The 22,560-nt window shown below is 63.6% G+C and carries 16 protein-coding genes; 7 read left to right on the top strand and 9 right to left on the bottom strand.

Annotated features, from left to right (window positions below; all coding sequences use genetic code 11):
- Position 1: 1 nt before the first annotated feature.
- The 7 genes from GMST_RS11440 to GMST_RS11470 form a co-directional block, all read right to left on the bottom strand.
- Positions 2–7,321 carry a type I polyketide synthase gene (locus tag GMST_RS11440; RefSeq protein ID WP_183354792.1) on the bottom strand — a complete coding sequence of 2,440 codons (7,320 nt, stop codon included), beginning with the start codon at positions 7,319–7,321 and terminating at the stop codon, positions 2–4.
- Entirely contained in the window at positions 7,318–8,982 is a 1,665-nt protein-coding gene (locus GMST_RS11445) for a PfaD family polyunsaturated fatty acid/polyketide biosynthesis protein (protein ID WP_246399433.1), read from the bottom strand. Before GMST_RS11445 ends, GMST_RS11440 begins: the two co-directional genes overlap by 4 nt.
- 253 nt (positions 8,983–9,235) lie before the next feature.
- Positions 9,236–9,898 carry an arylesterase gene (locus tag GMST_RS11450; RefSeq protein WP_183354793.1) on the bottom strand — a complete coding sequence of 221 codons (663 nt, stop codon included), beginning with the start codon at positions 9,896–9,898 and terminating at the stop codon, positions 9,236–9,238.
- Positions 9,899–10,156: 258 nt separating this feature from the next.
- Positions 10,157–12,652, bottom strand: a complete 2,496-nt coding sequence (locus tag GMST_RS11455; RefSeq protein ID WP_183354794.1) for an ABC transporter permease — start codon at positions 12,650–12,652, stop codon at positions 10,157–10,159.
- Positions 12,645–13,325 (bottom strand): ABC transporter ATP-binding protein, encoded by a 681-nt coding sequence (locus tag GMST_RS11460; RefSeq protein ID WP_183354795.1) that lies wholly within the window; start codon positions 13,323–13,325, stop codon positions 12,645–12,647. The genes GMST_RS11455 and GMST_RS11460 overlap by 8 nt, the downstream gene beginning before the upstream one ends.
- A 422-nt stretch (positions 13,326–13,747) precedes the next feature.
- Positions 13,748–13,915 carry a rubredoxin gene (locus tag GMST_RS11465; protein WP_183354796.1) on the bottom strand — a complete coding sequence of 56 codons (168 nt, stop codon included), beginning with the start codon at positions 13,913–13,915 and terminating at the stop codon, positions 13,748–13,750.
- Between the two features lie 86 nt (positions 13,916–14,001).
- On the bottom strand, positions 14,002–14,472 hold the full coding sequence (locus GMST_RS11470; protein WP_183354797.1) for a universal stress protein: 471 nt from the start codon (positions 14,470–14,472) through the stop codon (positions 14,002–14,004).
- Between the two features lie 282 nt (positions 14,473–14,754).
- Between GMST_RS11470 and GMST_RS11475 the strand changes: the two genes are divergently transcribed.
- From GMST_RS11475 to GMST_RS11485, 3 genes are read left to right on the top strand one after another with little or no spacing between them, the layout of a single operon-like run.
- Positions 14,755–15,378 carry a DUF4136 domain-containing protein gene (locus tag GMST_RS11475; RefSeq protein ID WP_183354798.1) on the top strand — a complete coding sequence of 208 codons (624 nt, stop codon included), beginning with the start codon at positions 14,755–14,757 and terminating at the stop codon, positions 15,376–15,378.
- Positions 15,379–15,421: 43 nt separating this feature from the next.
- Positions 15,422–15,898, top strand: a complete 477-nt coding sequence (locus GMST_RS11480) for a hypothetical protein (protein ID WP_183354799.1) — start codon at positions 15,422–15,424, stop codon at positions 15,896–15,898.
- Positions 15,899–15,910: 12 nt separating this feature from the next.
- A complete protein-coding gene (locus GMST_RS11485; RefSeq protein ID WP_183354800.1) occupies positions 15,911–16,471 on the top strand; it encodes a DNA-3-methyladenine glycosylase in 561 nt (186 codons plus the stop codon).
- An 18-nt stretch (positions 16,472–16,489) separates the two neighbouring features.
- Here the strand turns inward: GMST_RS11485 and GMST_RS11490 are convergent, their stop codons facing one another.
- Positions 16,490–17,911: an ATP-binding protein gene (locus GMST_RS11490; RefSeq protein ID WP_183354801.1), complete on the bottom strand. Its 1,422-nt coding sequence runs from the start codon at positions 17,909–17,911 to the stop codon at positions 16,490–16,492.
- A gap of 8 nt (positions 17,912–17,919) precedes the next feature.
- Entirely contained in the window at positions 17,920–18,636 is a 717-nt protein-coding gene (locus GMST_RS11495) for a response regulator transcription factor (RefSeq protein ID WP_183354802.1), read from the bottom strand.
- Positions 18,637–18,871: 235 nt separating this feature from the next.
- On the opposite strand from GMST_RS11495, the gene GMST_RS11500 reads away from it, so the two are divergent.
- From GMST_RS11500 to GMST_RS11515, 4 genes are all read left to right on the top strand, one after another.
- Entirely contained in the window at positions 18,872–19,384 is a 513-nt protein-coding gene (locus GMST_RS11500; RefSeq protein WP_183354803.1) for a Spy/CpxP family protein refolding chaperone, read from the top strand.
- 309 nt (positions 19,385–19,693) lie between these two features.
- Positions 19,694–20,125 (top strand): response regulator, encoded by a 432-nt coding sequence (locus GMST_RS11505; RefSeq protein WP_183354804.1) that lies wholly within the window; start codon positions 19,694–19,696, stop codon positions 20,123–20,125.
- Positions 20,126–20,351: 226 nt separating this feature from the next.
- Positions 20,352–21,977 (top strand): sensor histidine kinase, encoded by a 1,626-nt coding sequence (locus GMST_RS22225; protein WP_246399434.1) that lies wholly within the window; start codon positions 20,352–20,354, stop codon positions 21,975–21,977.
- 122 nt (positions 21,978–22,099) lie between these two features.
- Positions 22,100–22,558 carry a response regulator gene (locus GMST_RS11515; protein ID WP_183354805.1) on the top strand — a complete coding sequence of 153 codons (459 nt, stop codon included), beginning with the start codon at positions 22,100–22,102 and terminating at the stop codon, positions 22,556–22,558.
- Positions 22,559–22,560 lie beyond the last annotated feature (2 nt).

The following is a 22,560-nucleotide window of genomic DNA, read 5'->3' on the forward strand; positions in this document are numbered from 1 at the left end:
ATCAGGCTGCCCCCAAGTTGACGGACACGGGGCGCGGCAGCTGGTTACGCTGGAAGGCCTGCTTAAGCGACGGATCGATGACGCACTCGTACCCTTCGAGGCGCGCCACCAGTTTGCCGGTGTTGCGGTCCAAAAACTCCATGTCGGCAGCGGCGCCGTGGGCGCTCTCCGAGGTGACCCGGATCACGACCTGCACCCCTTCGCGCGGGAACGCCTCCTGGAACTGGCGGTAACGGCCGGCGAAGCAGGGGAGGGAACCGGCGCCGAAGCGCTCGAAGCTCCAGAGGATCATCATCTGGAAGGCGCTGTCGATGACCAAGGGATCGGTGAGCCAGGCGCTTCTCAGCGGCTGCTTGATCCAGGAACCAGGGGCGGGTGCCCCTTTGACGAACGCGGCGATCCCCTTGGCGGAGCAGCCGTCTACCTGCTCGATGCCGTGCAGGTCCGGGCCGTGGAACAGGCGCTCGCGGTTGTAGATCACCCCGTTTTCCGGGAGGTACGGCGTGCTGGGGAGCTCGGTGATGGAGCGGATCCCCTCCGGGAGGCGGGTCGCCAAAACGATCTCGGCCTTCGCGTGCAAAAGGAACCGGTCGTTGGCGCCGCGGCTGGAGAGCTCCACCGGAACCAGGTAGGACGACTCGCGTTTTACCGCGCGGCCGGCCATCACGTTCAGGGTGATGCTGCTGTTTCCTTCGAAGACGACCCCTTTGCAGATGCGCAGGTCGTTGAAACCGTGGAAGCGGAACCCGGGGTTGCCGTGCAGCGCGCCGTGGGCCAGCCACTCGACGATGACCGCCATGGGGAGCACCGCCTTGCCGTCCAGGACGTGCGAGCGCAGGAACGGGTAGTCGGAGATCTTCAGGGTGAGCGAGAAGGCCTCCTGGAGGGTCTGCTGCTTGGCCGGGGTCGGTGCCGGAGCGGACAGGTCGGGAGTGCCCAGGGTAGCGAGGCAGACGATCTCCACCGGGGCGTCGGCGGCGGCAATCTCGCGGGCCAGGAAGGCACCCCCTTGCTGCAGGCCGATGACGCCGATCCCTTCCTCGGCGAACACCTTCTTCAGGGCGGCATTGACCATCCCGCCGTCCCAGGGACCCCAGTTGATGCTGACCGCGCGGCAGTTCTCGCGGCGGCGCGCCTCGGCCTGGGCCAGCTTGTTCAGGACCTCGTTGGCGACCGCATAGTCGACCTGCCCCACGCGACCGTAGCGGCCGGTGCTGGAGGAGAAGAGGGCGATGAAGCGCAGGTCGTCGTGGTGGGTCACGTTGAGCAGGGTGCGCAGGCCGTCCACTTTGGTGCTGTAGACCTGCTCGAACTGCTCGGGAGTCTTGTCCACGATGAGGCGGTCGGCGAGGACACCGGCGCCGTGTACGATGCCGCGGATCGGTCCGTGGCTGCGGCGCACGTCGTTAAGCAGGAGTTCCATGGCGCCTTCGTCGCGGATGTCGACCGACCGGTAGCTCGCCTTGGCGCCTGCCTTGGCGATTCTGGACAAGGTGGAGCGCAGTTCGCGGGCGGCCAGGATGGCGCGGTAGCGCTCCTCTATCTCGCGCGGATGCAGCTTTCCGGGGGCGTTTTGCAGGATGGCGCGCTTGATCTCGGCTTCCTCGGCGAGGCCGGAAAGCCACTGCGGCTCCTCCGCCGGTTCCGGGCTGCGGCCTAAAAGGACCAGGTAGGGGCGATAGGCCTCGGCAAGTGCCAGTGCGGCTTCCGCGGTGACCCCGCGACCGCCGCCGGTAATGACGACGACCTCGCCCTCTTTGACCGGCGCGGTGGCGGCAACAGGGGCAGCCGGCAGCACGGTCTGATTCAGCGCGTAACGGCCGGCAGGAAGGAGCCCGACCTCAACCGGTCCGCGGCGGAACAGCTCCACGGCAACCGCGCCGGCAGCTTGTGGGGCGTTGGGGAACTCGCCCAGGTCGATCGCCTTGCAGCACACCGCGGGCCACTCGCGGGCCGCCGTCTTGGCGAGGCCGGCCAGACCACCGGAAAGCGGATCCTTCAGCTTGCTTCCTTGGGTGAAACCGAAGGTGCCGTCCAAGCGGGATGCCGTGACGCACACGGCGCCGTCGGACTCGGCAGACTGGTTCAGGGCCTTGGCAGCGTTCTTGAAGAGCTGGAAGGCGTTTTTCAGGAATTCGTCGTCGGTGCCGGTGACCGGCGCGCAGATCACCAGGCCGGAGAGCTTCCCGGTCGGGACAATCTGTGTGACGTTGTGCGCGTCGATCTTGCGGACCGTGCAGCCGTGGTCCAAAAGGATGCTGCAGAGCTCGGCGGTGAAGGCGGAGTCGTCGTTGGTGACCCAGATCTCCCCGTCGTTGGCGAGGATCACCGCCTCCTGGTTCGCTTCCTCATCGAGCAGGACCGGCACCACGGCGCTCCGCTCCAGATCCGGGAGTTCGGCCTGGACCGGCGCCGGAGCTACAGGGGGGGTAACCGGTGCTGCCGCCGGCGCTACGGCGATTTCGGGTGTGCTTGCCGGTGCGGCGGTCAAAAAGGCTGCGATGTCCCCCAAGGTGCGCAAGGTCCCCAGGTGCTCAGGTCCGATGACCGGTGCTCCAGGCAGGCGCTCCTGCAGGGTGGAGAGGATCTCGACCCGCTTGATGGAGTCGATCCCGAGATCCGAATCCATCCCCATTTCCAGCTCCAACATGTCGACTGGGTAACCGGTTTTTTCGCTGACCACCTCGAGAAGCACGCCGGTCACTTCTGCACCACTCGTCGTGGCAGCGGCAGGAGCGACAACAGCCGCCTGAGGCGCAGACCCGGTTGCCAGGTGGCGAGCAATTTCGCCCAAGGTGCGCAGGGTTCCCAGGTGCTCCGGGCCGATCGCCGGGGAACCGGGGAGCCGCTCCTGGAGCGTGGAGAGGATCTCGACCCGCTTGATGGAATCGATGCCGAGATCGGAATCCATCCCCATCTCGAGCTCGAGCATCTCCTGCGGGTAGCCGGTCTTCTCACTCACCACTTCGAGGAGCGTCGCGGTGACAGTATCAAGGTCGCTGCCGGTCTGAGCGGCAACCGGAGCAGAAACCGGAGCCGAGGCCGGTACGGCGGCAGCGACGGGGAGACCGGCGGCCAGATGGCCAGCGATGTCGCCCAGGGTGCGCAGGGTCCCCAGGTGCTCGGGGCCGATGACCGGAGAGCCCGGCAGGCGCTCCTGCAGGGTGGAAAGGATCTCGACGCGCTTGATGGAGTCGATCCCCAGGTCCGAGTCCATCCCCATGTCGAGCTCCAGCATCTCGACCGGATAGCCGGTCTTCTCGCTGATGACCGCCAAAAGGGTCTCGGTGATGGGGAGCGTGGGCGCGGCAGCGCTGGCGGTTGCCACCTGCGCCGCAGCAGGTGCGGCAGGTGCAGCGGCGACGGCGCCGGCCGAAAGGTGTGCGGCGATCTCGCCCAGGGTGCGCAAGGTACCCAGGTGCTCGGGGCCGATGACCGGGGAGCCGGGGAGGCGCTCCTGCAAAGTTGAGAGGATCTCGACGCGCTTGATGGAGTCGATGCCCAGGTCGGAATCCATACCCATGTCGAGTTCCAGCATCTCGATGGGATAGCCGGTCTTTTCGCTGATGACGGCTAAAAGGGTCTCGGTAACGGGGAACGCAGGCGCGGCTGCGGCCGCGGGTGCAGGCTGCACAGCCGCCACGGGTGCGGCAGCCGACGCGGTTGCGGTCGTGGCGGCACCTGCGCAGAGGTGCGCAGCAATCTCGCCCAAGGTACGCAGGGTGCCCAGGTGCTCGGGACCGATGACCGGGGAGGCGGGGAGGCGTTCCTGCAAAGTTGAGAGGATCTCGACGCGCTTGATGGAGTCGATGCCCAGGTCGGAATCCATCCCCATGTCGAGCTCCAGCATCTCAATCGGATAGCCGGTCTTCTCACTGATTACAGCGAGCAGTGTCTCGGTGACCTGGCCGGAAGTTGCCGCCGGAGCGGCCGGAGCGGCAACCGGGCGTGCCGGTGCAGGCGCCGCAGCTGCAACGGGGGCGGCAACCGGTACAGGCGCAGCAGTCGGTATCACGGTGCTTGCAGCCGGGGCGTAAACCGGTGCGGTGAAAGCTGTCGGAGCGGTAGCAGTTGCCATCGGTGCGACGGGCTGAGCAGGAATAGCGGCGGCCGGCTGGATTGCAACGGGGAGACCGGAAGCGGTGCCCATCAGCAACTGGTGCTGCTGTTCCAGAAGCGTCTGGAAGGTCTTCGCGGCTTGCTCCTGGCCCTCGAGGAACCGGCGGTGCAACTGCGCGGTTTCCTCCTGCATCTTCTGCAAGAGCGCCATGCTGTCGCGGGTGACGCGCAGCGATTCGGAAAGCGCAGTTGTGGAGGCAGCCGGTGCCGCAACAGGCGCCTGGACGTACTGGGGCGCGCTTGCTGCCGGTGCCGGGCGAGGAGTGGCCTGGGGGGCCACCGAAGCAACCTGGGCCGCCTGAACAGCGGGTGCCGGGGGAGCCACATCTGCAGCTGGCGCTGCCATTATCGGCTTGGGTGCAGCCGGTGCCTTCTTCGGCTTCGGCTTGACGTAGTTGGCGCCGCTTAGCGGGATGGTGAGCGCGGGCTTTTTGCCGGAGGGCTGAACCGGCCGGTAGTCGCCGTCCCAGGCGCCCAACCGCACCGGGTAGCCGAGGGTGGCAAGCTGGGCCAAGGTCCGGGCCAGGTCGAGGACGCCGGAGCGTTTGCCGGAGGAGGCGTCCAGAGCCAGGGCCTGGTGCGGCCGCTCGCCCAGGATCGCCTGGACCAGACCGGTCAACCGGCTGCCGGGGCCCACTTCGACGAAGGTGCGGATGCCGGCTGCGTACATCGCCTCGATCTCGGCTACGAATTCGACCGGCTTGGCCAGTTGGTGGGCCAGAAGTTCTTTGGCCTTTGCGGCGTCGCTGGGGTAGAGATCGGCGCTGGTGTTGGCGTACACCGCAGTATGTGCCGGCTGCCAGTCAAGTTCTTTCAGGGCTGCCAGGAACGGCTGGGCCGCATCGGCGACCAGGCTGCTGTGGAAAGCGGCGGCTACCGGAAGCTGCTTGTTTGTGATGGAGCGCGCGCTGAAGACGGCAGCGGCGCGGGCGATTTCGGTGCTCTTGCCCGAAAGGACGCACTGCGTCGGGGCGTTGCGATTGGCGATAACCAGGTCGAGCTTTTCCTGCTCGAGGACCTCGCTCACTTTGGCAAGCGGCGCGGAGACCGCGAGCATGCTCCCCTTGTCGCCGCTGCCGTCGCCCATCAGGCGTCCGCGCAGCCGGGAAAGGGTGTGCAGGTCGGCCGGCGCGAGTACGCCGGCGGCGCACAGCGCGGTCAACTCGCCGTAGCTGTGGCCGGCGACGGCGTCCGGGGCAAGCCCGAAGGTGCGCAAGATCTCGAGGGCGCCGAGGCTGGTGGCGCCGATCGCGGGCTGTGCGGCCTGGGTGGCACGCAGCGCGGCTTCCTGGGCGCTCTTGGTCTCTGCGTCAAAGGCTGATGCGGGGTAGATGAGGTCGGAGAGGAGCTCGCCGCGCTCGGCGAGGAAACCTTCGTTGGCCTCGGTGAGCGCGTCGATCAGCTGCGGGAACCGGCAGGCCAGATCGTTGAGCATCCCGGTGTACTGAGAACCCTGGCCCGGGAAAAGCACCCCAAGCTGGCCCGCCTCGGCTGCGCAGGCGTAAAAGGCGCCGTCGGGGGTCTGCCAGGAACCTTGGGGATTTTTCGCGAGCATTGCCTGGGCGTTTTTCACCAGGGACGCGAGGTTGGTCTTCTTGCGCTCAACCACAAGGGTGAGCCGGCAGGCACCGTTGGCGTCGAAAGAGGCGCGCGAGGCTGCCGCCAGGGTGCGCAACGCGGTCCAGTTCGCCTCGGCTGGGATCTCGCCGAGCTTCCCGGCAAGGGCAGCCGCGTCGGCACCGGAGAGGGCGATGATCTGGGTGTTGCCGTCCCAGTCGGTGGCGCTTCTACGGGAGCCGTATTCCTCGAGGACCACGTGGAAGTTCGATCCGCCGAAGCCGAAGGCGCTCACCGCCGCGCGGCGCGGGGTTTCGGCGTGGTTCAGCCAGGGACGTTTCTCGGTCGCGAGATAGAAGGGGGAACTGGCAGAAACCACCTCTTTTTGCGGGGTCTGCACCTTTATAGTTGGCGGAATCACTTTGTGGTACAGCGCCAGGGCGGCCTTGATGAGCCCTGCGGAGCCGGCTGCAGCCTTGGTGTGGCCGATCTGCGACTTTACCGAGCCCAGGCAACACCAGGGATGCTCGGCCTCGCCGTACACCTCGCGCAGCGCACTTATCTCGACCGCGTCGCCCACCTTGGTGCCGGTGCCGTGAGCTTCCAGAAGCCCGATGCTCTGCGGGGTAACCTCGGCGTTACGGTAGGCGTTCAGGAGGGCGTTTTTCTGCCCGGAGGCACTCGGGGCGTAGATGGCGTCTCCTTTGCCATCGCTGGAGGAGCCGACCCCGCGGACTACCGCGTAGATCCTGTCGCCGTCGCGCTCGGCGTCGGCCAGCCGCTTCAGGACCACGATCCCCAGACCTTCACCGAGGATGGTGCCGTCCGCGGAGACGTCGAAGGGCTTCGCGTTGCCGGTCGGGGAGAGTGCCGGAGTCTTGCTGAAGCACATGTACATGAAGATGTCGTTGAAGGTGTCGATGCCGCCGGTCACCACGATGTCGGCCTTACCCGAGGCGAGCTCCATGGAGGCCAGGTGCAGTGCGCTGAAGGAGCTGGCGCAGGCCGCGTCCACGACGCAGTTGGTTCCTCCCAGGTCGTACTGCTTGCTGATCCGGCCGGCTACCACGTTCCCCAAAAGGCCGGGGAAGGAGTTCTCCTGCCAGGGGACATAGGAGTCGGCGATGCGCTCAACCACGTCCTCGGCGACCGCGTCCTCGACGCCGGCGTCTTTCAGCGCCGAGCGCCAGATCGGGTGCCCAAGGCGCGCGCCCAGGGGGATGACCAGCTCGAGGGTGCCGGTTACGCCCAAAATGACGGAGGCGCGGGCCTTGTCGAAGGTGCTCCCCGGCCCGTAACCCGCGTCCTTGAGCGCCTGGCCGGCCGCTACCAGTCCCAAAAGCTGCGAGGTGTCGATCGCCTCCATGATGTTGGGCGGGATGTTGAACTCCATCGGGTTGAAGTCGACCGGGGTGAGGAAGCCGCCACGGTGGCCGTAGGTGTGGTCGGGGGTCTTCTGGTCTTTATTAAAGTAGGCGTCGACGGACCAGTGGGTCGGCGGGATCTCGGTGATGGCATCCACTCCCTCCATGATGTTGGTCCAGTAGGCCTGCCGGTCCTCCGCCTGCGGGAAGAGGCAGCCGATGCCGATGATTGCCAGGTGAGTGCCGTTGCTGGTGCCGGTTTTCGTCTCGTCAGTTTTCAACAAAGGTACTCCTTGATCTGTGCGATTTCGAGGGGGTGCTGGTCGAGGGCCTCCTGCGGCAGGGCGATCCCCTGGCTGCGCAGGAAGTTGGCGCGGTTCAGCCCGGCGGCTCCGTGCAGGATGTTGAGTGCCACGGTGACCACCTTGCGCTGTTCCGGTGCCGCCAGGAAGGTCTCGGCGGTCCACTCGTTGAACGCGCCCATGGAAGGGCCGCACCAGACCTGGTAGTCCATGCGGCGCTCGCTCTTGCCGTCCTTGGCCCAGTGTGCAGCCATCCCCAGGTACCAGCGGAACACCAGCGCCATCTGGTGTTTGGGATCCCGCTCGCTGCGCTCGACCTGCGCGGGATCGCGTTTCAGGAAGTAGGCGCGGGTGTCGCGCCAGATGTCGTCAAAAGATGCCTGGAAGAAGGTCTTCTCCAGTTTCTCGCGCTCGGCGGCCGGGATCTCGTCCAGGCTCCTGTAGCCGCGGTAGACCTCGTAGAGCTTCTGGGCGCGCATCGGGAACATGGTGCCGCGCTTTAAAACCTGCACCGTGACCCCCATCTCGAACATGTCCGCTGCGGGAGCCATGGTGACGTCGGCCTGGCGGGTTTCGGCGAGCATGGTGCGCACCAGGTCGGAGGTGCCGGATTCGACGCAGGCTTGGTTCACCGATCCGGTCATGATGTATGCGGCGCCCATGGCAAAGGCGGCCGAGGCGGAGGCCGGAGTGGAGATGCCGCCAGCCAGGCCGACCCTCAGCTTGCAGTCGTAGCCGTATTGGCGCTCCAGCTTGTTGGCGAGCGAAAGGATGGTCGGGAAGAGCGCGATGGCCGGGCGGTTGTCGGTGTGGCCGCCGGAGTCTGCCTCGGCGGTGACGTCCTGGGCCAGCGGCACCTGTGCGGCGAGCTCAGCCTGCTCGGCGGTGAGCGAGCCGCTCGCTACCAGCTGGCGCAGCAATTTTTCCGGTGCCGGCGAGAAAAACTTGGCCGCCAACTCCTCTCGGGAGACCTTGGCGATGATCCGGTTCGGGGTGATGATGCGGCCGTCCGGGGCGCGCCTGATGCCGTGCAGCCGGTAGCGCACCAGGGGGAGGGTAAGCGCCAGGAAGGCCGAGGCCTCGACGATGCGCACACCTTTGCGGATGAAGAGTTCGGCAAGCTCGCGCTCGAGGTCGGGCTCGTGCGGCGAGTGGATCAGGTTGAAACCGTAGGGAATATCGCCCAGGGAGGCGTGCAGGCGGTCTGCTGCGGCCTCGACCTGGGAGAGCGGCAGCCCTGCGGCACCGAAGAACCCGAGCATCCCGGCGCGACCGAGTTCCTCGGCGATGGCGGCGGAGCTGATCCCCTTCGCCATGGAGCCTGCGATGTAGGGGTAGCGGATGCCGATCTCGCGGCAGAAGCTGGGATCGCCCAGGTGCTCCGGCAGGCAGGGCGGGGCGAAGCCGGCCAGCGTGTGACCGTTTTCCAGGCCGGTTCCGAAGTGGCCGACGCCGCCCAACTCGGCGGTGACGGTCCCTTTCTGCTCGACGAGGTACAGGGGGCGGCGCACGTGGCGCAGTGCCTCCTTCAGGCTTAACTGGCCGGTGCCGGGGGAATCGGCAGGGGCAGACCAGGATCCGAGACGCTCTTTTCTGTCAGCGTGCTCGGAGGTGTCACACCAGGGCGAAAAACGGTTCAAAGATGCTTCTCCTGTTGCCAGCGAATCTGAACGGACGCGTTTGATTTTACGGCGACTCTTAAGGGACAGAGTTCGGGGTGTGAAGTGGCTCGGAGCAGGAAGGTGCGCTTCGCTTTGCAGTACTGCCTGACCTTTTGACCATGAAGGTGCCGCCCACTATAAACAGAGCATTTTTATATTAAATCGCACCAAAAGGCAAGCAAAGACGCAGCTTAAGCGCTCTTTTTTTCGATCTCTGAATGATGCTTCGCGGTTAGGGTATTCGCGTTTTTCTCTTAAGATCGATCGCCTTTGTCACATAGGGATACACCCGGTTCGTGATGATCTGGTAGCCTCTGGTAACGGGATGGATGCCGTCTTGCTGGTTCAGTGCGGGGTCCCCGGCTACTCCTTCCAGGAAGAAGGGAATGAGGATGAGGTGGTGCTTCTTGGCAATGGCAGTGTAATTGGCGGCGAAATCCCTGGTGAAGGTGGGGCCCATGTTGGTCACCATGCGCATCCCGGCCAGCACGACCGTCACCCCTTTCTCCTGCAACCGGGTGACCGTCTTGTCGAGGTTGGCCCTGGTGACTTTCGGATCGACCCCGCGCAACCCGTCATTGGCGCCGGTCTCCAGGATGACGATATCCGGCTTGAGCTTGAGGATCCAGTCGACCCGGGACAAGAGCCCGCTGCTGGTCTCGCCGCTGATCCCCGCGTTGACCACCTTCCAGCGGTAGCCGTTTTGGTTGAGCTTCCGCTCAAGTTGCGCCGGGTAGGCATCCCGCTCCGGCAGACCGTAACCTGCGGTGAGGCTGTCACCGGCCGCCACGATGGTCCCCTCGAACGGTGCTGCCTGGGCAGGTTCGACCAGGAAGAAGCAGAAATGGCCAACGGCAAGGGAAACCAGTGCGGCAACGAGGTTGCTGAGTTTCATGAGATGACTCCTGAAAGGCGTTTATCGCCCATTGGTGTGACGAGTTGTTCCCTTTGCGAGAGGTTTCATCCGGGAAAGACCGGAACGCTCAAATTCTTTTTCAAGAAGCGCTACGGCTGGCATCACGTTCCCCACTTTGCAAAAGGGGGGGAGCGCACCAGCCATGTTGCCGACTAAAGGTCGTGCCTCCCCGGATTCCTGAATCACCTTGCAGAAGAGAGGACTGTTGGCTTCGGCTGGGGATGCCCCGCTTCGTGGTCACTCGTCGCTCTGCTCGCGCAAAAATCCAGCCGGCTTGTGCCTGAGAACCGGCAGCGAGGCGCCAAGCCCGACCACCAGGACCAGTGCTGCCGTGGCTGCGAGAAGGCCGAGGCTCGTGCCGGGGTAGGGGTGATAATCGAGGTCGAGCCCCTTGCTGCAAATTGTCCAACTACCCACCTGCGCGATCAGGAGCGCGATGCTGCCGCTGGCCAGCCCCAAGATAAGACTTTCCGCCGCAAAAACCGTTGCCACGAAGCGTCTGCGGGCCCCGAGGATGGTGAAGTAGACCGCCTCCTGGATGCGGGCGTACCTCGTCGCGAAGATCGAGCTGACGATGATGAGGATGCCGGCTACGATGCTGAACGAGGTGAAAAAGCGCACGATCATCGAGAGCCTCCCCATCAGGTGGCCGAATACCGAGACCGTCTCTTCCATGTTGATCACGCTGACGTTCGGGTAGCGGGCCACCAGTCGGTTCTGGAGATCCGGGATCCGTCCCTTGGGAACCCGCACCGCACAGAACAGACTCTGTGGCGCATCCGAGAGGAGCGCTGGCGGGAAGACGAAATAGAAAAACGGGGTAAGCCCGCTGCCGGTCCGGGTCCGGATGCTGGCGATACGCGCGGTAATGGGCATCCCCTGGATCTTGAAGCTGATCCGGTCCCCCACACGCATCTCATGCATCTTCACCACGATGTCGAGCACCGATACCTGCGGTTCCGTCCAGTCCGCGCGAAACAGGCTCCCTCCCTGGCTGATCTTCTCGTCGCTGAGCAGCCGCTCGTAGTACGTGAGGTTGAACTCGCGTCCCAGGTTGTCGCCCCGGGAGCGGCGCTCCTGCTCGGGGTCGATGGGGCTGTCGTTAATAGCGGTCACCGTGCCCCTGATTATCGGGTAGAAGCGCGCTCCGCTTCCCACCAGGCCCGCCATGGCGGCTTTCTGGTCGGGCTGGATATCCACCAGGAAGAGGTTCGGGGCGTCCGGCGGGTAGGAGTCGATGAACGAAGCGTCCAGGTTGCGCTCCACCAGGCTTATCGTGAAGATGACCGCGAGGGCCGCGGAGAGGGTGACCATGATGGAACGGGTGGCGCTACGGGGGCGAAAAAGCCCCTTGATCGCCTGGCGCAGCGCCAGGGTGCGCGGTACCTGTCGTTTCAAAAGCCGCAACACCCCGGAACTGAGCAGGAAGGCGACCAGGATGAGTCCGGCCAGGGAGAGGATGAAGTAGAGCCCGGTCTTCAGTTCCCTGATCCGCAAAAGGACCAGCGACAGGAAGAACACCGTACCGAGGGCGGTGATCACCCAGGTGGAGCGGTTCGAGAAGCCTGGGGATTCCTCCTTGCCGAAGATGGCGCGCGGCTTCACTTCCTTCAAGCGGTACAGGGGAAGGGCGGTGAAGAGCAGCACCACCACCAGGCCGATCAGCATCCCTTCGCCGATGGCCCAGGGGGACAAGGTCAGTTCCACCCGTGCCGGGACCAGCCCCCGGAAAAGCGCCGGCAGAAATTCCTGAAGAAGCAGGCTTGCCGCCAGCCCGACCACGGTTCCCACGAGGCCCAGGACCAGGGTGAGCGCGCAGAAGTGGCCGGTGATGTAGCGGCTGCGGGCACCGACCGCTTTCATGACGGCGATGGTCTTCTCCTGCTGTTTCAAGAGCGCAAAGAGGGTGCTTTGAATGCCGAAACCGGCCAGCAGCAACGTGAAAATGCCGCTTAAATCGAGGAAGAATAGGAGGTTGTCGAAGAAGCGCTTCACCCGCGAGTCGGCGCTTTGGTAGCTGTCGATGCGGATGCGGCTCTCGGATGTCTGGGCGCGCAACTGGGTGAGTAGAGTGTTCAGCTCGCCGGGGTGCAGCACCTTCGCAAGGGTTATGTATTCGACGCGGCTGGCAAAACCGATAAGACCCAGTGATTCGAGGTCGGCTGAGGGGACGAAGACCCTGGGGCCCAGCGCGAAGAGGTTCACCGGCCGGTCGGGCTCCTGCAGCACCACATCTTTTATGGTGAGGGTAGCATTGCCGACCGAGAGCCGGTCACCGACCCGGACCTGCAGTCGGTCCAACAGCCCCTGCTCTACGACGAGACTTCCCGGGGTGAGCACCTCCCGGAAGTCGCGTCCCGAAGCGAGAATTACCTTGCCGTAGAAGGGGTATTCCGGCTCGACGACCTTCAGGTCGCACAGAAGCGACCTGTTGCCGGTGACGGTGCGGACCACCGAGTAGAAATCGTAGTAACGGGCAGTGGCGATGCGTCCCTGCCGGGTAAGTTCGTCCAGGCTCTTTTGCAGGGAGGCGGGGAGCGGGGCGTGGGCGTGTACGATGAGGTCGCCGGCATGGAGCGCCCGGGCATCACGTAACAAAGAGGCCTTGACGCTGCGGCTGAAACTCCCGAGCGAGACCAGCGAGACCATGGAGAGCGCCACGCACATGACGAAGATGGCGGCCTGCCGACGGGCGCCGGCGATCTGGCGGATGACGAACCAAAGGCTAGACACGGTTTTGTTCCGAAACGATCCTGCCGTCTTTAAGGGTGATGACTCGATCGGCGCGCCCGGCAATCTCCGGACTGTGGGTCACCATGAGCAGCGTCGTGCCGCGCTCGCGGTGCAGTTCGAGCAAGAGGTCGAGTACCGCCGTGCCGTTCACCGAGTCGAGGTTACCGGTAGGTTCGTCGGCAAAAACGATGCGGGGGGTGTTGATGAGGGCGCGGCAGATGGCGCAGCGCTGCTTCTCCCCGCCGGAGAGCTGGTTCGGGAAGCTGGTGAGGCGCTCGGCAAGTCCCACGCGTGACAGGAGTGCCTGCGCCCCCTGGCGCGCCTGGGGATCGCCGCGCAGCTCGGCTGGGAACATCACATTTTCCAGGACGTTGAGCGAGGGAACCAGGTGAAAGGACTGGAAGACGAAGCCGAAGGTGCTGTTTCTTAAGGGGGCGAGCGTGTCCTCGTCGAGGTCGGTTATGTCGCGGTTCTCGATGAAGACGCGGCCGGCGTCGGGCCGGTCCAGGCCGGAGAGCAGGGTGAGCAGGGTCGATTTGCCGCTGCCGCTTTCGCCGGTGACCACGACGAATTCGCCGGGTGCCACGGTCAAGGAGACCGAGTCCAGGACACTGATACTCCGTTCTCCGATCCGGTAGTTCTTGGTGAGCGCTTTGGTTTCGATGCTGTGCATGCTGATCTTCCCGGTGCTGGTTGAATCTCGCAAATTCCCCACGGCAAAGCCGCAGTGCACTACTGTAGCACAGACACCAGGTATTGGCTAAGGTTAGGCTTTCCGAGGTTCAGATTAAGTAGCAGAAGGGGAAGGCATGACTCAGCGCTTTGGGAAGGTCACCGGGAACGTCGGTGAAGCGTGGATCGTTGGTCGTATGATACTTGGCACTTTTGAAAGGGTGAATCTTAAGTCGATACCAGCGCCCCTACGTTCCCCACTTTGGAAAAGGGGGACAGGGGGGATTCGTCTCTGTAGCAAGGTGGAGTGGGAAGCTGCCTGTGGCAAATCCCCTCTGTCTCCCCTTCGCAAAAGGGGGGGGGGACGTGTGTCAGCTGCGGTGCTTCTGGAGTAATGTCTCCTGGTTTGCGGGAAGCAGATCCTTACTCCGGGCTAAACGGTATGAAGAAGCTCTTGTCGGTTTTGCAGACCGGGCAGGTCCAGGCGTCGAGCAGGTCGTCGAAAGGAGTTTCAGGCGGGATTTCGTTGACGGGGTCACCAACTGCAGGGTTGTAGACGTATTGGCAAACGGTACAGATCCATCGTTCCATCGGACTCTCCTTTCGGTGCCGTGGCCGTTTTATGGCGGGCTGAGGTCCCGGCCTCTTGTGGAGCCAGGACCTCACTCCGGCGCCACTTACCAGTCAACGCGACCCGGTTCGCGCTTCACCAGCAGTATGGAACACGGCATGCGGCGGATCACCGCGTCGTTGTCCCGGCCGAACAGCAGGTGCTCCAGCCGACCTTCCTCGTGTGCCAGCAGCACCATCAGGTCTATCTTCTCGTCGTTTACCACCTTCACGATCTCGTCGATGGGCCGCCCGTCCTTAACCAGTACCTTCAGGGGGAGCCCTGCGTTCATCTCCCTTTTGAGGAGCTGATCCAATTCCTCGCGCGCCTCGTCCTGCACGCTCGCATAGGTTTTGTGCCGGCTGTCCGGGAAGGGGAGGGGGGCGTTCAGGGCCTCCATGGTCACCGGGTTGGATACCAGGTGCAGCACGGTTATCTGGGACCCGTACTTTTTGGCCAAAGAAATACCGATCCCGACTGCATCGCGGCAGTACTGACTGAGTCTGCTGACTACCAGTATGTGCTTGATCTGTTCCATGACATCCTCCTGTACCGGCTGCCATCGAAACTCTCGCGTCCACATGAGAAGTGCGGACCGGAAAGCGGGGTGATATCGCCCCCCTAGGTGGTGTCCGGCAACTTATTTCGATCTTTTAATTATTAAGACCCTCCAAGTATAGTTCATTGCCAACCTGCAGCAACTTGATATAACTATTTTGGTCCTGATGGCCATACGGGCGCAAGATCGATCTGGTGCAGTTGCCAGTGACCGCTAGCCGTTGCCTGCTTCGGAAAGGGGCTCGGCACAGAGGAGGTTCACATGCATCGCTCTCTCAAAATCGCCGGACTCCTGTTCCTCGCTGCCCTGACCCTTTGCTCCTGCTCCTCCATCTCCGTAGTCCAGACCTGGCGCAATCCGACGCTGCATCCGCCACGTTTGCACAAGATCCTGGTGGTCAGCATCACCAAGAAGGATGTGAACCGGCCGGTGTACGAGGATGTCCTGGCCGGGGAACTGGCGAAGCACGGCATCGCCGCCGTCCCGAGCCATACCCTGATCCCGAGCGGCGAGAGGTCTGGCCGCGATGCATTGGACCGGGCGGTGAAAAAGTCCGGCGCCGATTCGGTGCTGACCCTCCAGACTATCAAGGTCGAGCGCCAGACTACGGTAGAGCCGGGGCTGGTCAACCCCTACCCGGGATACTGGTATCCCGAGGCCTTCCCGGCCTGGGATCTCTACGGCTATTACGGCTCCATGCCGGGACCGACCTACATCTCGACCTTCGATATCGCGACCATGCAGGTCAACATCTTCGACACCGTGACCGGGAAACTGATCTGGGCCGCCACCGTCACCAGTTCCGAGCCGGGGAACGTGATCAGCGTCGCCAAGGACGTTGGCAACATGGTCTACGAGGCCCTCGCCAAGGAGCAACTTCTCTAGTGCGGGATCCGGTTTCGCGAAGTTTCGCTGCCAAGGAGGCCTGATGCTCCGTTTCTCCGGTCTGCTGCTTTTAGTGGTGGCCGCCGGCTGCGGGTCTGGGGAGAACGCGGTCGCCGTGACTTCGGTGATGGCGGATACCCGGGGCACCTACCGGCTGGTGGCCTCCCGCCTGGTGATCACCGGGGCATCCGGCGCCACGCGTTTCGCCTCCTTCAGCAGCGGCACGTTGCGTCTTCAAGAATCCGACTACAACATGAACCTTGCCGACAACGGCGGTTTCGCAGCCGCAGGTACCTATCATCTCGGGGCCTCAGCCAACACCGTTCTTAACAGCCGGCGCGGCACCTTTTCCCTCTCCACGAACCGAACCCCCTCGCTTTTCTCCGGAAGCTATTTTGCCCAGCCTGATTTCTATCTCTCCTTGAACTACGATTCGTATCCGCTTGCCGATAACTCCACCGTGCAGAGAACCGAAACCTGGCTCAAGCTGAGCGACTCGCCGCGTCACGGCCTGGATTGACCGGTGGAGCCGGTGGATCTCTCCAAGCGGCTGCAGCTCTCTTTTTACCAGCGCGATACTCAACTGGTGGCACGCGAACTGTTGGGGAAACTACTGGTACGTAGGGTGGGAGATGAGCTGCGGGTGGGCCGGATCGTCGAGGTGGAGGCTTACCTTGGGCCGCAGGACCTGGCGGCGCATTCTTCCAAAGGACTCACCAAGCGCACCCGGGTGTTGTTCGGGCCGGCCGGGCACGCCTACGTTTACCTGGTCTACGGGATGTACTGGTGCCTCAACGTGGTGACCGAGGCGGAAGGGAGCGGCACCGCGGTGCTTTTGCGTGCGCTTGAGCCGGTGCGGGGAATCGGGGCAAGGACCCAGGGGCCGGGGCTGCTGTGCAGGGCGCTGGGGATCGACGGGGAGCTGAACGGTCAGGACCTGACCAGCGAAGAGCTGCACCAGGTCGATGCGCCGCTCGCCGATCCAGCGTTGATCGTGGCCAAATCACGCATCGGTGTCGAGTACGCGAAGGAGTGGGCCCGGCTCCCGCTCAGGTTCTACCTGGCAGGGAACCCGTACGTCTCACGGAGTTGACGCGAGAAAGGTTAAGCCTTAGTTTCTGGATACCAGCGGCAGGCGGATCTCCACCTCGAGCCCGGCCTCCGGCAGGTTCCGCGCCGCGACACTGCCGCCGTGCAGTGCCACGGTCCGTTCGGTAATGGCGAGCCCGATCCCTGTCCCGCCGCTTTGCCGGTCGCGCGCCTCGGCGACGCGGTAGAAGGGGCGGAAGATGTCGCTTAGCTGCTCCTCGGGCACACCGGGCCCGAAATCCTTCACCCGTACCAGCGCCTGCTGTCCCGGGGTCCGTTGCAGGGCCACCTGGACCGAGCTTCCCACAGCGGTGTAGCGGACCGCGTTGCGCACCACGTTCTCCAATGCCCGCCGCAATAATTCTCGATTCCCCAGTACCATGATTCCTTCGGTTGGCAGGTACTCGACGTGCCGGTTACTCGCGCACGCTTCAAAATCCGCGTCCTGGACCACCTCTGCGGCCAATTCGGCCAGATCGACTTCGCTGCGCTCGGTTCCAGCATCCCCGTCCAGGCGGCTGAGTGCCAGCAACTCGCCGATCAGCTGGTCCAGGCGCTCTCCCTCTTGCTGGATGCGCTGCAGGGGCGGTTCAGCAGACTCCGGCGACTTCTGACGCGCGATCTCCAGTGCCACGTTCATCCGGGCCAGCGGGGAGCGCAGCTCGTGACTTACGTCGCGCAAAAGCTGCCGGTGCGCGTTGACCAGTTTCTCCAGCCGGCTCGCCATCTGGTTGAAATCGTTACCCAGATCAACGATCTCGTCACCTCTTCCCTTGCTTTTGACGGCGACCCGGGTCGCCAGGTTCCCGTTGGCCAACTCCTGGGTCGCGGACCTGAGCCGGCGCACCGGCGCGGTAAGCCGCCAGGAGAGCCCGTAGCAGACCGCCCCGCTCACCACGAAGGTGATCAGCATCTGCAGCCAGAACTCGGGCGGGAAGGGCCTGGGGAAATGGGGAGGTGGCGCATTGCCGGGGCCAGGGCCGGTCCCGCTCTCGCTGGCCACCAGGTAGCGGGCTCCCGAGGGGCCGGTGATCGGCAACACCAGTGCCCCGCGTCCCGGCGCCGTTGCCGCTCCGGGAGCACCTAACTGCCGCTGGACCGCATCCCGGATCTGCGGAGGGACTTCGCTACTGAGAGCGCTGCCGTCGGCTTTGAAGAAAAAGGCCTGGAGGTGATGCGCCGGCCCCGGCGCTCCGGTTGCTTTGGGCGGGATGGTGGGCGGCGGCGGGAGTTTTCCATTTTTTTCGTAGCTTGCAACGCTCGCCGTACCGTAGATGGTGAGAACCTCGCTCATAAAACCGGCACGTTCGGCGTCCCAGCGCCGGCGGTGTTCCTCGTGCAGTGGCGCCAGGCGCAGGTTGAAGGCCAGCAGGAAAAACACCACCCCCGAGAGGATGGTGGCGAGCCAGAAGGAGAAGAAGAGCTTGCTGAAAATGCTGTGCATGAAGATCCCTACTGGGCGCGGCGCTCGGCCGCAGAAAAGCCGTACAGGTAGCCGATGCCGCGGATCGATTTGATGCGGTCGTTGCCGCCGACCCCGGGCCCCAGTTTGCGGCGCAGGCTGCTGACGTGAACGTCGATGCTGCGGTCGAAATTGCCGAACTCCCGCCCCAGCGCCTGCCGGGTCAGGTCTTCCCGGCTCAACACGGTCCCCGCCTGGCGCAGCAGGGCTTCGCACACCGAAAATTCGATCGAAGTCAGTTCCACCGGTTTCCCGGAACACACGACGGTGCGCATCCCCAAGTCCAAGGTCACGTCGCCTACCTCGAGGATGTTGGGCCTCGGCTCGCCGGCCGCAGCCTGCGCCTGGCTGCGGCGTTGGATGGCACGCAGGCGCGCCACCAGTTCACGGGGGTTGAACGGTTTGGGAAGGTAGTCGTCGGCCCCCATCTCGAGGCCGACGATGCGGTCCACCTCGTCTCCCCGGGCGGTGAGCATCAGGACAGGCATCTCCGATCCCTGGCGGATGCGCCGCAGCACCTCGAAACCGTTGAGCGACGGAAGCATGACGTCCAAGACGGCCATGGCATAGTCGCCGCTCAAAGCGCGTTCTGCCCCTTCGGCTCCGTCATTGACCGAGTCGACCCCGAACCCCTCGGTCGCCAGGTAGCTGCCGAGCAGCTCACAGAGTCCCGTGTCGTCATCAATGATTAAGATCTTCTTCTGCATCCAGTTGGCTCCTACCGTTAAGAATGCCCGCAGTATAACCAGAAACCCTCTTCGGTATCTGTTAAGAATTGTAAAGAACGTCGGGCCAGTATGACACAAATATCCATATCTCTTGACCCAAATTTACCCCGAAGTGGCGTAGGCTTCGAGCATCGTATGAGCTTGAATGACTCAGCAGGTCCGAACTTGAAGAGACTGAAGCCGAGGGGAGAGTTCATACAAAGGAGGGTTGAGCATGAAAGGTAGATTGGCTGTTGTCGTCGGTTCAGCGCTGCTTTTGGGAGGAGCCCTGCTCTGTCAGGCGCACCCTGGTGGGGATTTCTTGGCTCAGGAGAGGGAGGACCGGATGCCACCGGGCCCTTTTCCGCCCTTTGTCGGCCGTGCCCTTGACCTGAGCGATGCACAGAAAGGACAGATTGAAGCGATTATGAAGGAAGCGCGGGACAAGGAACATGCACGGCGTGGGGAGGCCGAGGACCTGCACGAAAAACTGCGCCAGGCAGAGCGAGCCGCGAGTTTCGACGAAACAGCCGTCCGTGGAATTGCCAACGCCTTGGCCGGACTCGATGCCGAGCGCCTCGTTGCGCGGATCAAGACGCACTTTCGAATCTCCGCGGTGCTGACACCAGCACAGCGCACCTTGGCGGAGCGGATGCTGCCGCGCCCTGGTGACCTGCCGGTTCCGCGGCACTGCCGTGACAGAGGTCCGGGCCGAGAAGATGGCCCGGGGGAAAGGCCGCTCTTTTAAGGAGCCGTGTCGGCAGTGGCGCTGTCGTTGTTTACCGAAAATCGAACCTCAATCCGCCGCTATACCTAGCGCGTTATCTTTCATAAAGGATGCTCACATCGGGCTGAATGCCACCGAGTGTGTGGACTTCGAGGCTGCTTCAGCAACGAACTTGCCGTTGTTGCCGGCCGAGACGGCGCCTGCTCGATAGTGCACGCGGTGCTCACGTTCCACTGTAAAAACTATGTCGGGACTCACAACATCACGATTACCAGTATCCCTGCAGGTACCAGAACCGGTCGGCAGGGTACTGACAAAGACGGAGTATCCATGCGAATAGATCCGATCCTTTTTGTTGACGACGATGAACTCTACCTCCGGTTGGTGGAGAGCATTGTCCGGCAACGGGGCATCTACGCCCACTATGCAACCTGCGGCGAACAGGCCCTCGAGCTCATGCAGAAGCACCACTTTGAATCCATGGTTACCGACCTCAACATGCCGGGAATGAATGGCTTCCTGCTCTCGGAAGAGGCGAAACTGCTGCTCCCCGACCTGCGTATCATCATGGTGACCTCCGATGCCACCCAGGAGGTCCGCCGCCTGGCGGCACGCTCCGGCATCGAGGAGGTTCTCGAGAAACCTGCCTGCGTAAAGCAGGTTCAAGCGGTGCTTCAGGTTGCCGCGCCGGGGATGGGCCTTTTCTTCCGCCCTCCGACAAGTCCTGGTATTGATAACCGGCTACCGATGCCCAGTAGATAACCGCGTGAGCGGGCACCTTTCGGTGACAGTCCTCGCGGCATGCTCCAGTTCCTGCAGCTCCCCCGTCAATCGTTTTCCACCTCGCTCGTCTCTCCCCGCACCACTCCCGCCCGTCTCCTTCCGCCTTGTTGCTGCAAGGCGGAAGAGTCTCAACTGTGTTAGTGCAAATTAACAATGCTCCGTTATAATCTGGAAGCGCTCACGGCTCGATAAAGGATGGCTCCGGATGCTTGAAGCAAATCAAAGCGATAGCTGCGCTGCAGTTGCCGAACTGTATCGACTCTTCTTCAGCCAGATGCAGGAGCCCGCCCTGATTTTAAGGCTCACACCCGGCGAGAAGGAGCCGCGCGTCGTGCCGCTCGATATGAATGATGCGGCCAAACACCTGACTGGCCGGGTTACTGCCGCGCTTGATGAGACTGCGAGGGGTTCCCTGCTTCCCCAGTCTCTCGAGGTTCCCATTCTGGAACACGCCGGGGCTGTGCTTGAGACGGGGCGCCCCGCTGCGTTTCTGCTACAGTCAGCCTCGCTGTGGCACCAGGTGCGCATCCAGGCGTTGGGCGATGGGGTTATCGGGGTACTGCTGAGCGATGCCACCGCGCAAAAACGTACGGAAGAGACGCTGGCCACGCTGAGGACGCTGAGCGCTGCGCTGCACGCGACCGCAGACCTGGAGCTCATCATGGACAAGGTGGCGTGGGAGACTCTTAAGTTGTTAAGCGCTGAGAACAGTCTCATCGCCCTGTGCAGTCCGGACGGCTTTTCCAGCTACCGCTTCCTGCGGCTGGGAACTGTAGCCCCTGCCGACGCTGCATGGCAGCCGGGGCAGGAGTTGCCGGGGCGCGTGGTCTTCAGCCCCGTGCCGTACCTAAGCTCCGATGCTCTGCACGACCCGCACATCGATCCCGGTCTGGCGGCACGACACCGGGTGCGCAACGTGATCAGCACACCGCTTTGGGCAGGGGACGGCAGCATGATCGGTTACCTCGAACTCCAGAACAGGCTGGACGGCGGCGTATTCTCCGAGTTCGACCTGGAGCAGTTAAGCTCGGTGGCCCAGATGGCCGCCCAGGCCGTGAAGAATGCCCAGGACTTCCAGAAGATCGCCCAGAACGCCTCACAACTTGAGGAGCGGGTGGCCGAGCGCACCGCACAGCTGCAAGAGGTGAACGAGGAACTCGATGCCTTCGCCTTTTCGGTCTCCCACGGTTTGCGGGCTCCGCTGCGCGCCATCGTGAGTTTTGCCGGGATCCTCCAGGACCAAGGGGAGGGGGGAGGGGACCCCGAACGGGACGCATTCCTAGCGAGAATCATCGCCGTCGGGCAGGACATGGACCAGCTGATCCAGGACCTGCTCGCCTACAGCCGGCTCAGCAGCGACGAGATCGCGCTGCAAACGGTGCAGTTGGCTGCTGTGCTGCAGGAGGCTGTGCTGCAACTGCGTCACGCCGGGCAAACCGGGGATATCGTCCTGGAAGGTGCCCAAAGCTGGCCTTCTGTGCGCGGCAACTTTACGGTACTGGTCCAGGTTGTCTGGAACCTGCTCTCCAACGCACTTAAGTACGTGGCATCCGGGTGCTATCCCAAGGTGCGGGTATGGACGGAACCGGCGCAGGATGTAGTGCGGCTTTGGGTGCAGGATAACGGCATCGGCATTGCCCCGGAAAACCAGGAGCGGATCTTCCAGGTCTTCGAGCGTCTGCACGGCGTGGAAAGCTATCCGGGCACCGGAATCGGGCTCGCCATTGCGCGCAAGGCGGTGCAGCGGTTGGGCGGGCGCATCGGGGTCATCTCGTGCCCTGGCGAGGGAAGCCGGTTCTGGATTGACCTTCCGGCAACCCCCGACCGCTGACCGAACCTGCCACGTCGCGCGCGGCTGCCGGCCTGCTGTGCCTCAGCCGGGAATGCGCAAACGGGAGACGATAGGCTTGAAACGAAGGATTTTGCTGGAGCGAGAACTACCGGAGACGGTCTATGAGCTACGTACACCACACCATCCTGCTTTTGGACGACAACCTCGACGATTCCCGTTTTACCCGGTTGGCACTGCAGCGCGTCGGGGTCATCACCCCGATCCAGGCGGTCGGACGCCTGGAGGAGGCCCAGCAGTACCTCTGCGCTGAAGGGTGCTACGCCGACGGCGAGCAGTATCCCCCGCCGGTACTGGTCATGCTCGACATGATGCACTGCAGTTCCGGTCTGGAATTCTTGAGCTGGCTGCGCAGCCAGCCCGCGCTGCGGCGCCTCCCGGCCGTGGTGCTCAGCTCCTGCAACGACATCGCCGAGATCAACCGGGCCTACGAGCATGGCTGCAACTCGTATTTGGTGAAGCCCCCCTCGTTCAACACCCTTTTGGTCATGATGCAGACCCTCACCCAGTACTGGCTCGGGATGAACCAGACACCTGAGCGCAGCACAGGCTTCAGGAGCTGACC

The sequence above is a fragment of the Geomonas silvestris genome (genome assembly GCF_014193515.1).
Lineage (GTDB): Bacteria > Desulfobacterota > Desulfuromonadia > Geobacterales > Geobacteraceae > Geomonas > Geomonas silvestris.

Bases quoted from the DNA above. Each gene is read 5' to 3' on its own strand.
- GMST_RS22225 (WP_246399434.1), top strand. From the start codon at position 20,352: ATGCTTGAAGCAAATCAAAGCGATAGCTGCGCTGCAGTTGCCGAACTG.
- GMST_RS11505 (WP_183354804.1), top strand. From the start codon at position 19,694: ATGCGAATAGATCCGATCCTTTTTGTTGACGACGATGAACTCTACCTC.
- GMST_RS11460 (WP_183354795.1), bottom strand. From the start codon at position 13,325: ATGCACAGCATCGAAACCAAAGCGCTCACCAAGAACTACCGGATCGGA.
- GMST_RS11450 (WP_183354793.1), bottom strand. From the start codon at position 9,898: ATGAAACTCAGCAACCTCGTTGCCGCACTGGTTTCCCTTGCCGTTGGC.
- GMST_RS11475 (WP_183354798.1), top strand. From the start codon at position 14,755: ATGCATCGCTCTCTCAAAATCGCCGGACTCCTGTTCCTCGCTGCCCTG.
- GMST_RS11480 (WP_183354799.1), top strand. From the start codon at position 15,422: ATGCTCCGTTTCTCCGGTCTGCTGCTTTTAGTGGTGGCCGCCGGCTGC.
- GMST_RS11470 (WP_183354797.1), bottom strand. From the start codon at position 14,472: ATGGAACAGATCAAGCACATACTGGTAGTCAGCAGACTCAGTCAGTAC.
- GMST_RS11515 (WP_183354805.1), top strand. From the start codon at position 22,100: ATGAGCTACGTACACCACACCATCCTGCTTTTGGACGACAACCTCGAC.
- GMST_RS11465 (WP_183354796.1), bottom strand. From the start codon at position 13,915: ATGGAACGATGGATCTGTACCGTTTGCCAATACGTCTACAACCCTGCA.
- GMST_RS11500 (WP_183354803.1), top strand. From the start codon at position 18,872: ATGAAAGGTAGATTGGCTGTTGTCGTCGGTTCAGCGCTGCTTTTGGGA.
- GMST_RS11490 (WP_183354801.1), bottom strand. From the start codon at position 17,911: ATGCACAGCATTTTCAGCAAGCTCTTCTTCTCCTTCTGGCTCGCCACC.
- GMST_RS11495 (WP_183354802.1), bottom strand. From the start codon at position 18,636: ATGCAGAAGAAGATCTTAATCATTGATGACGACACGGGACTCTGTGAG.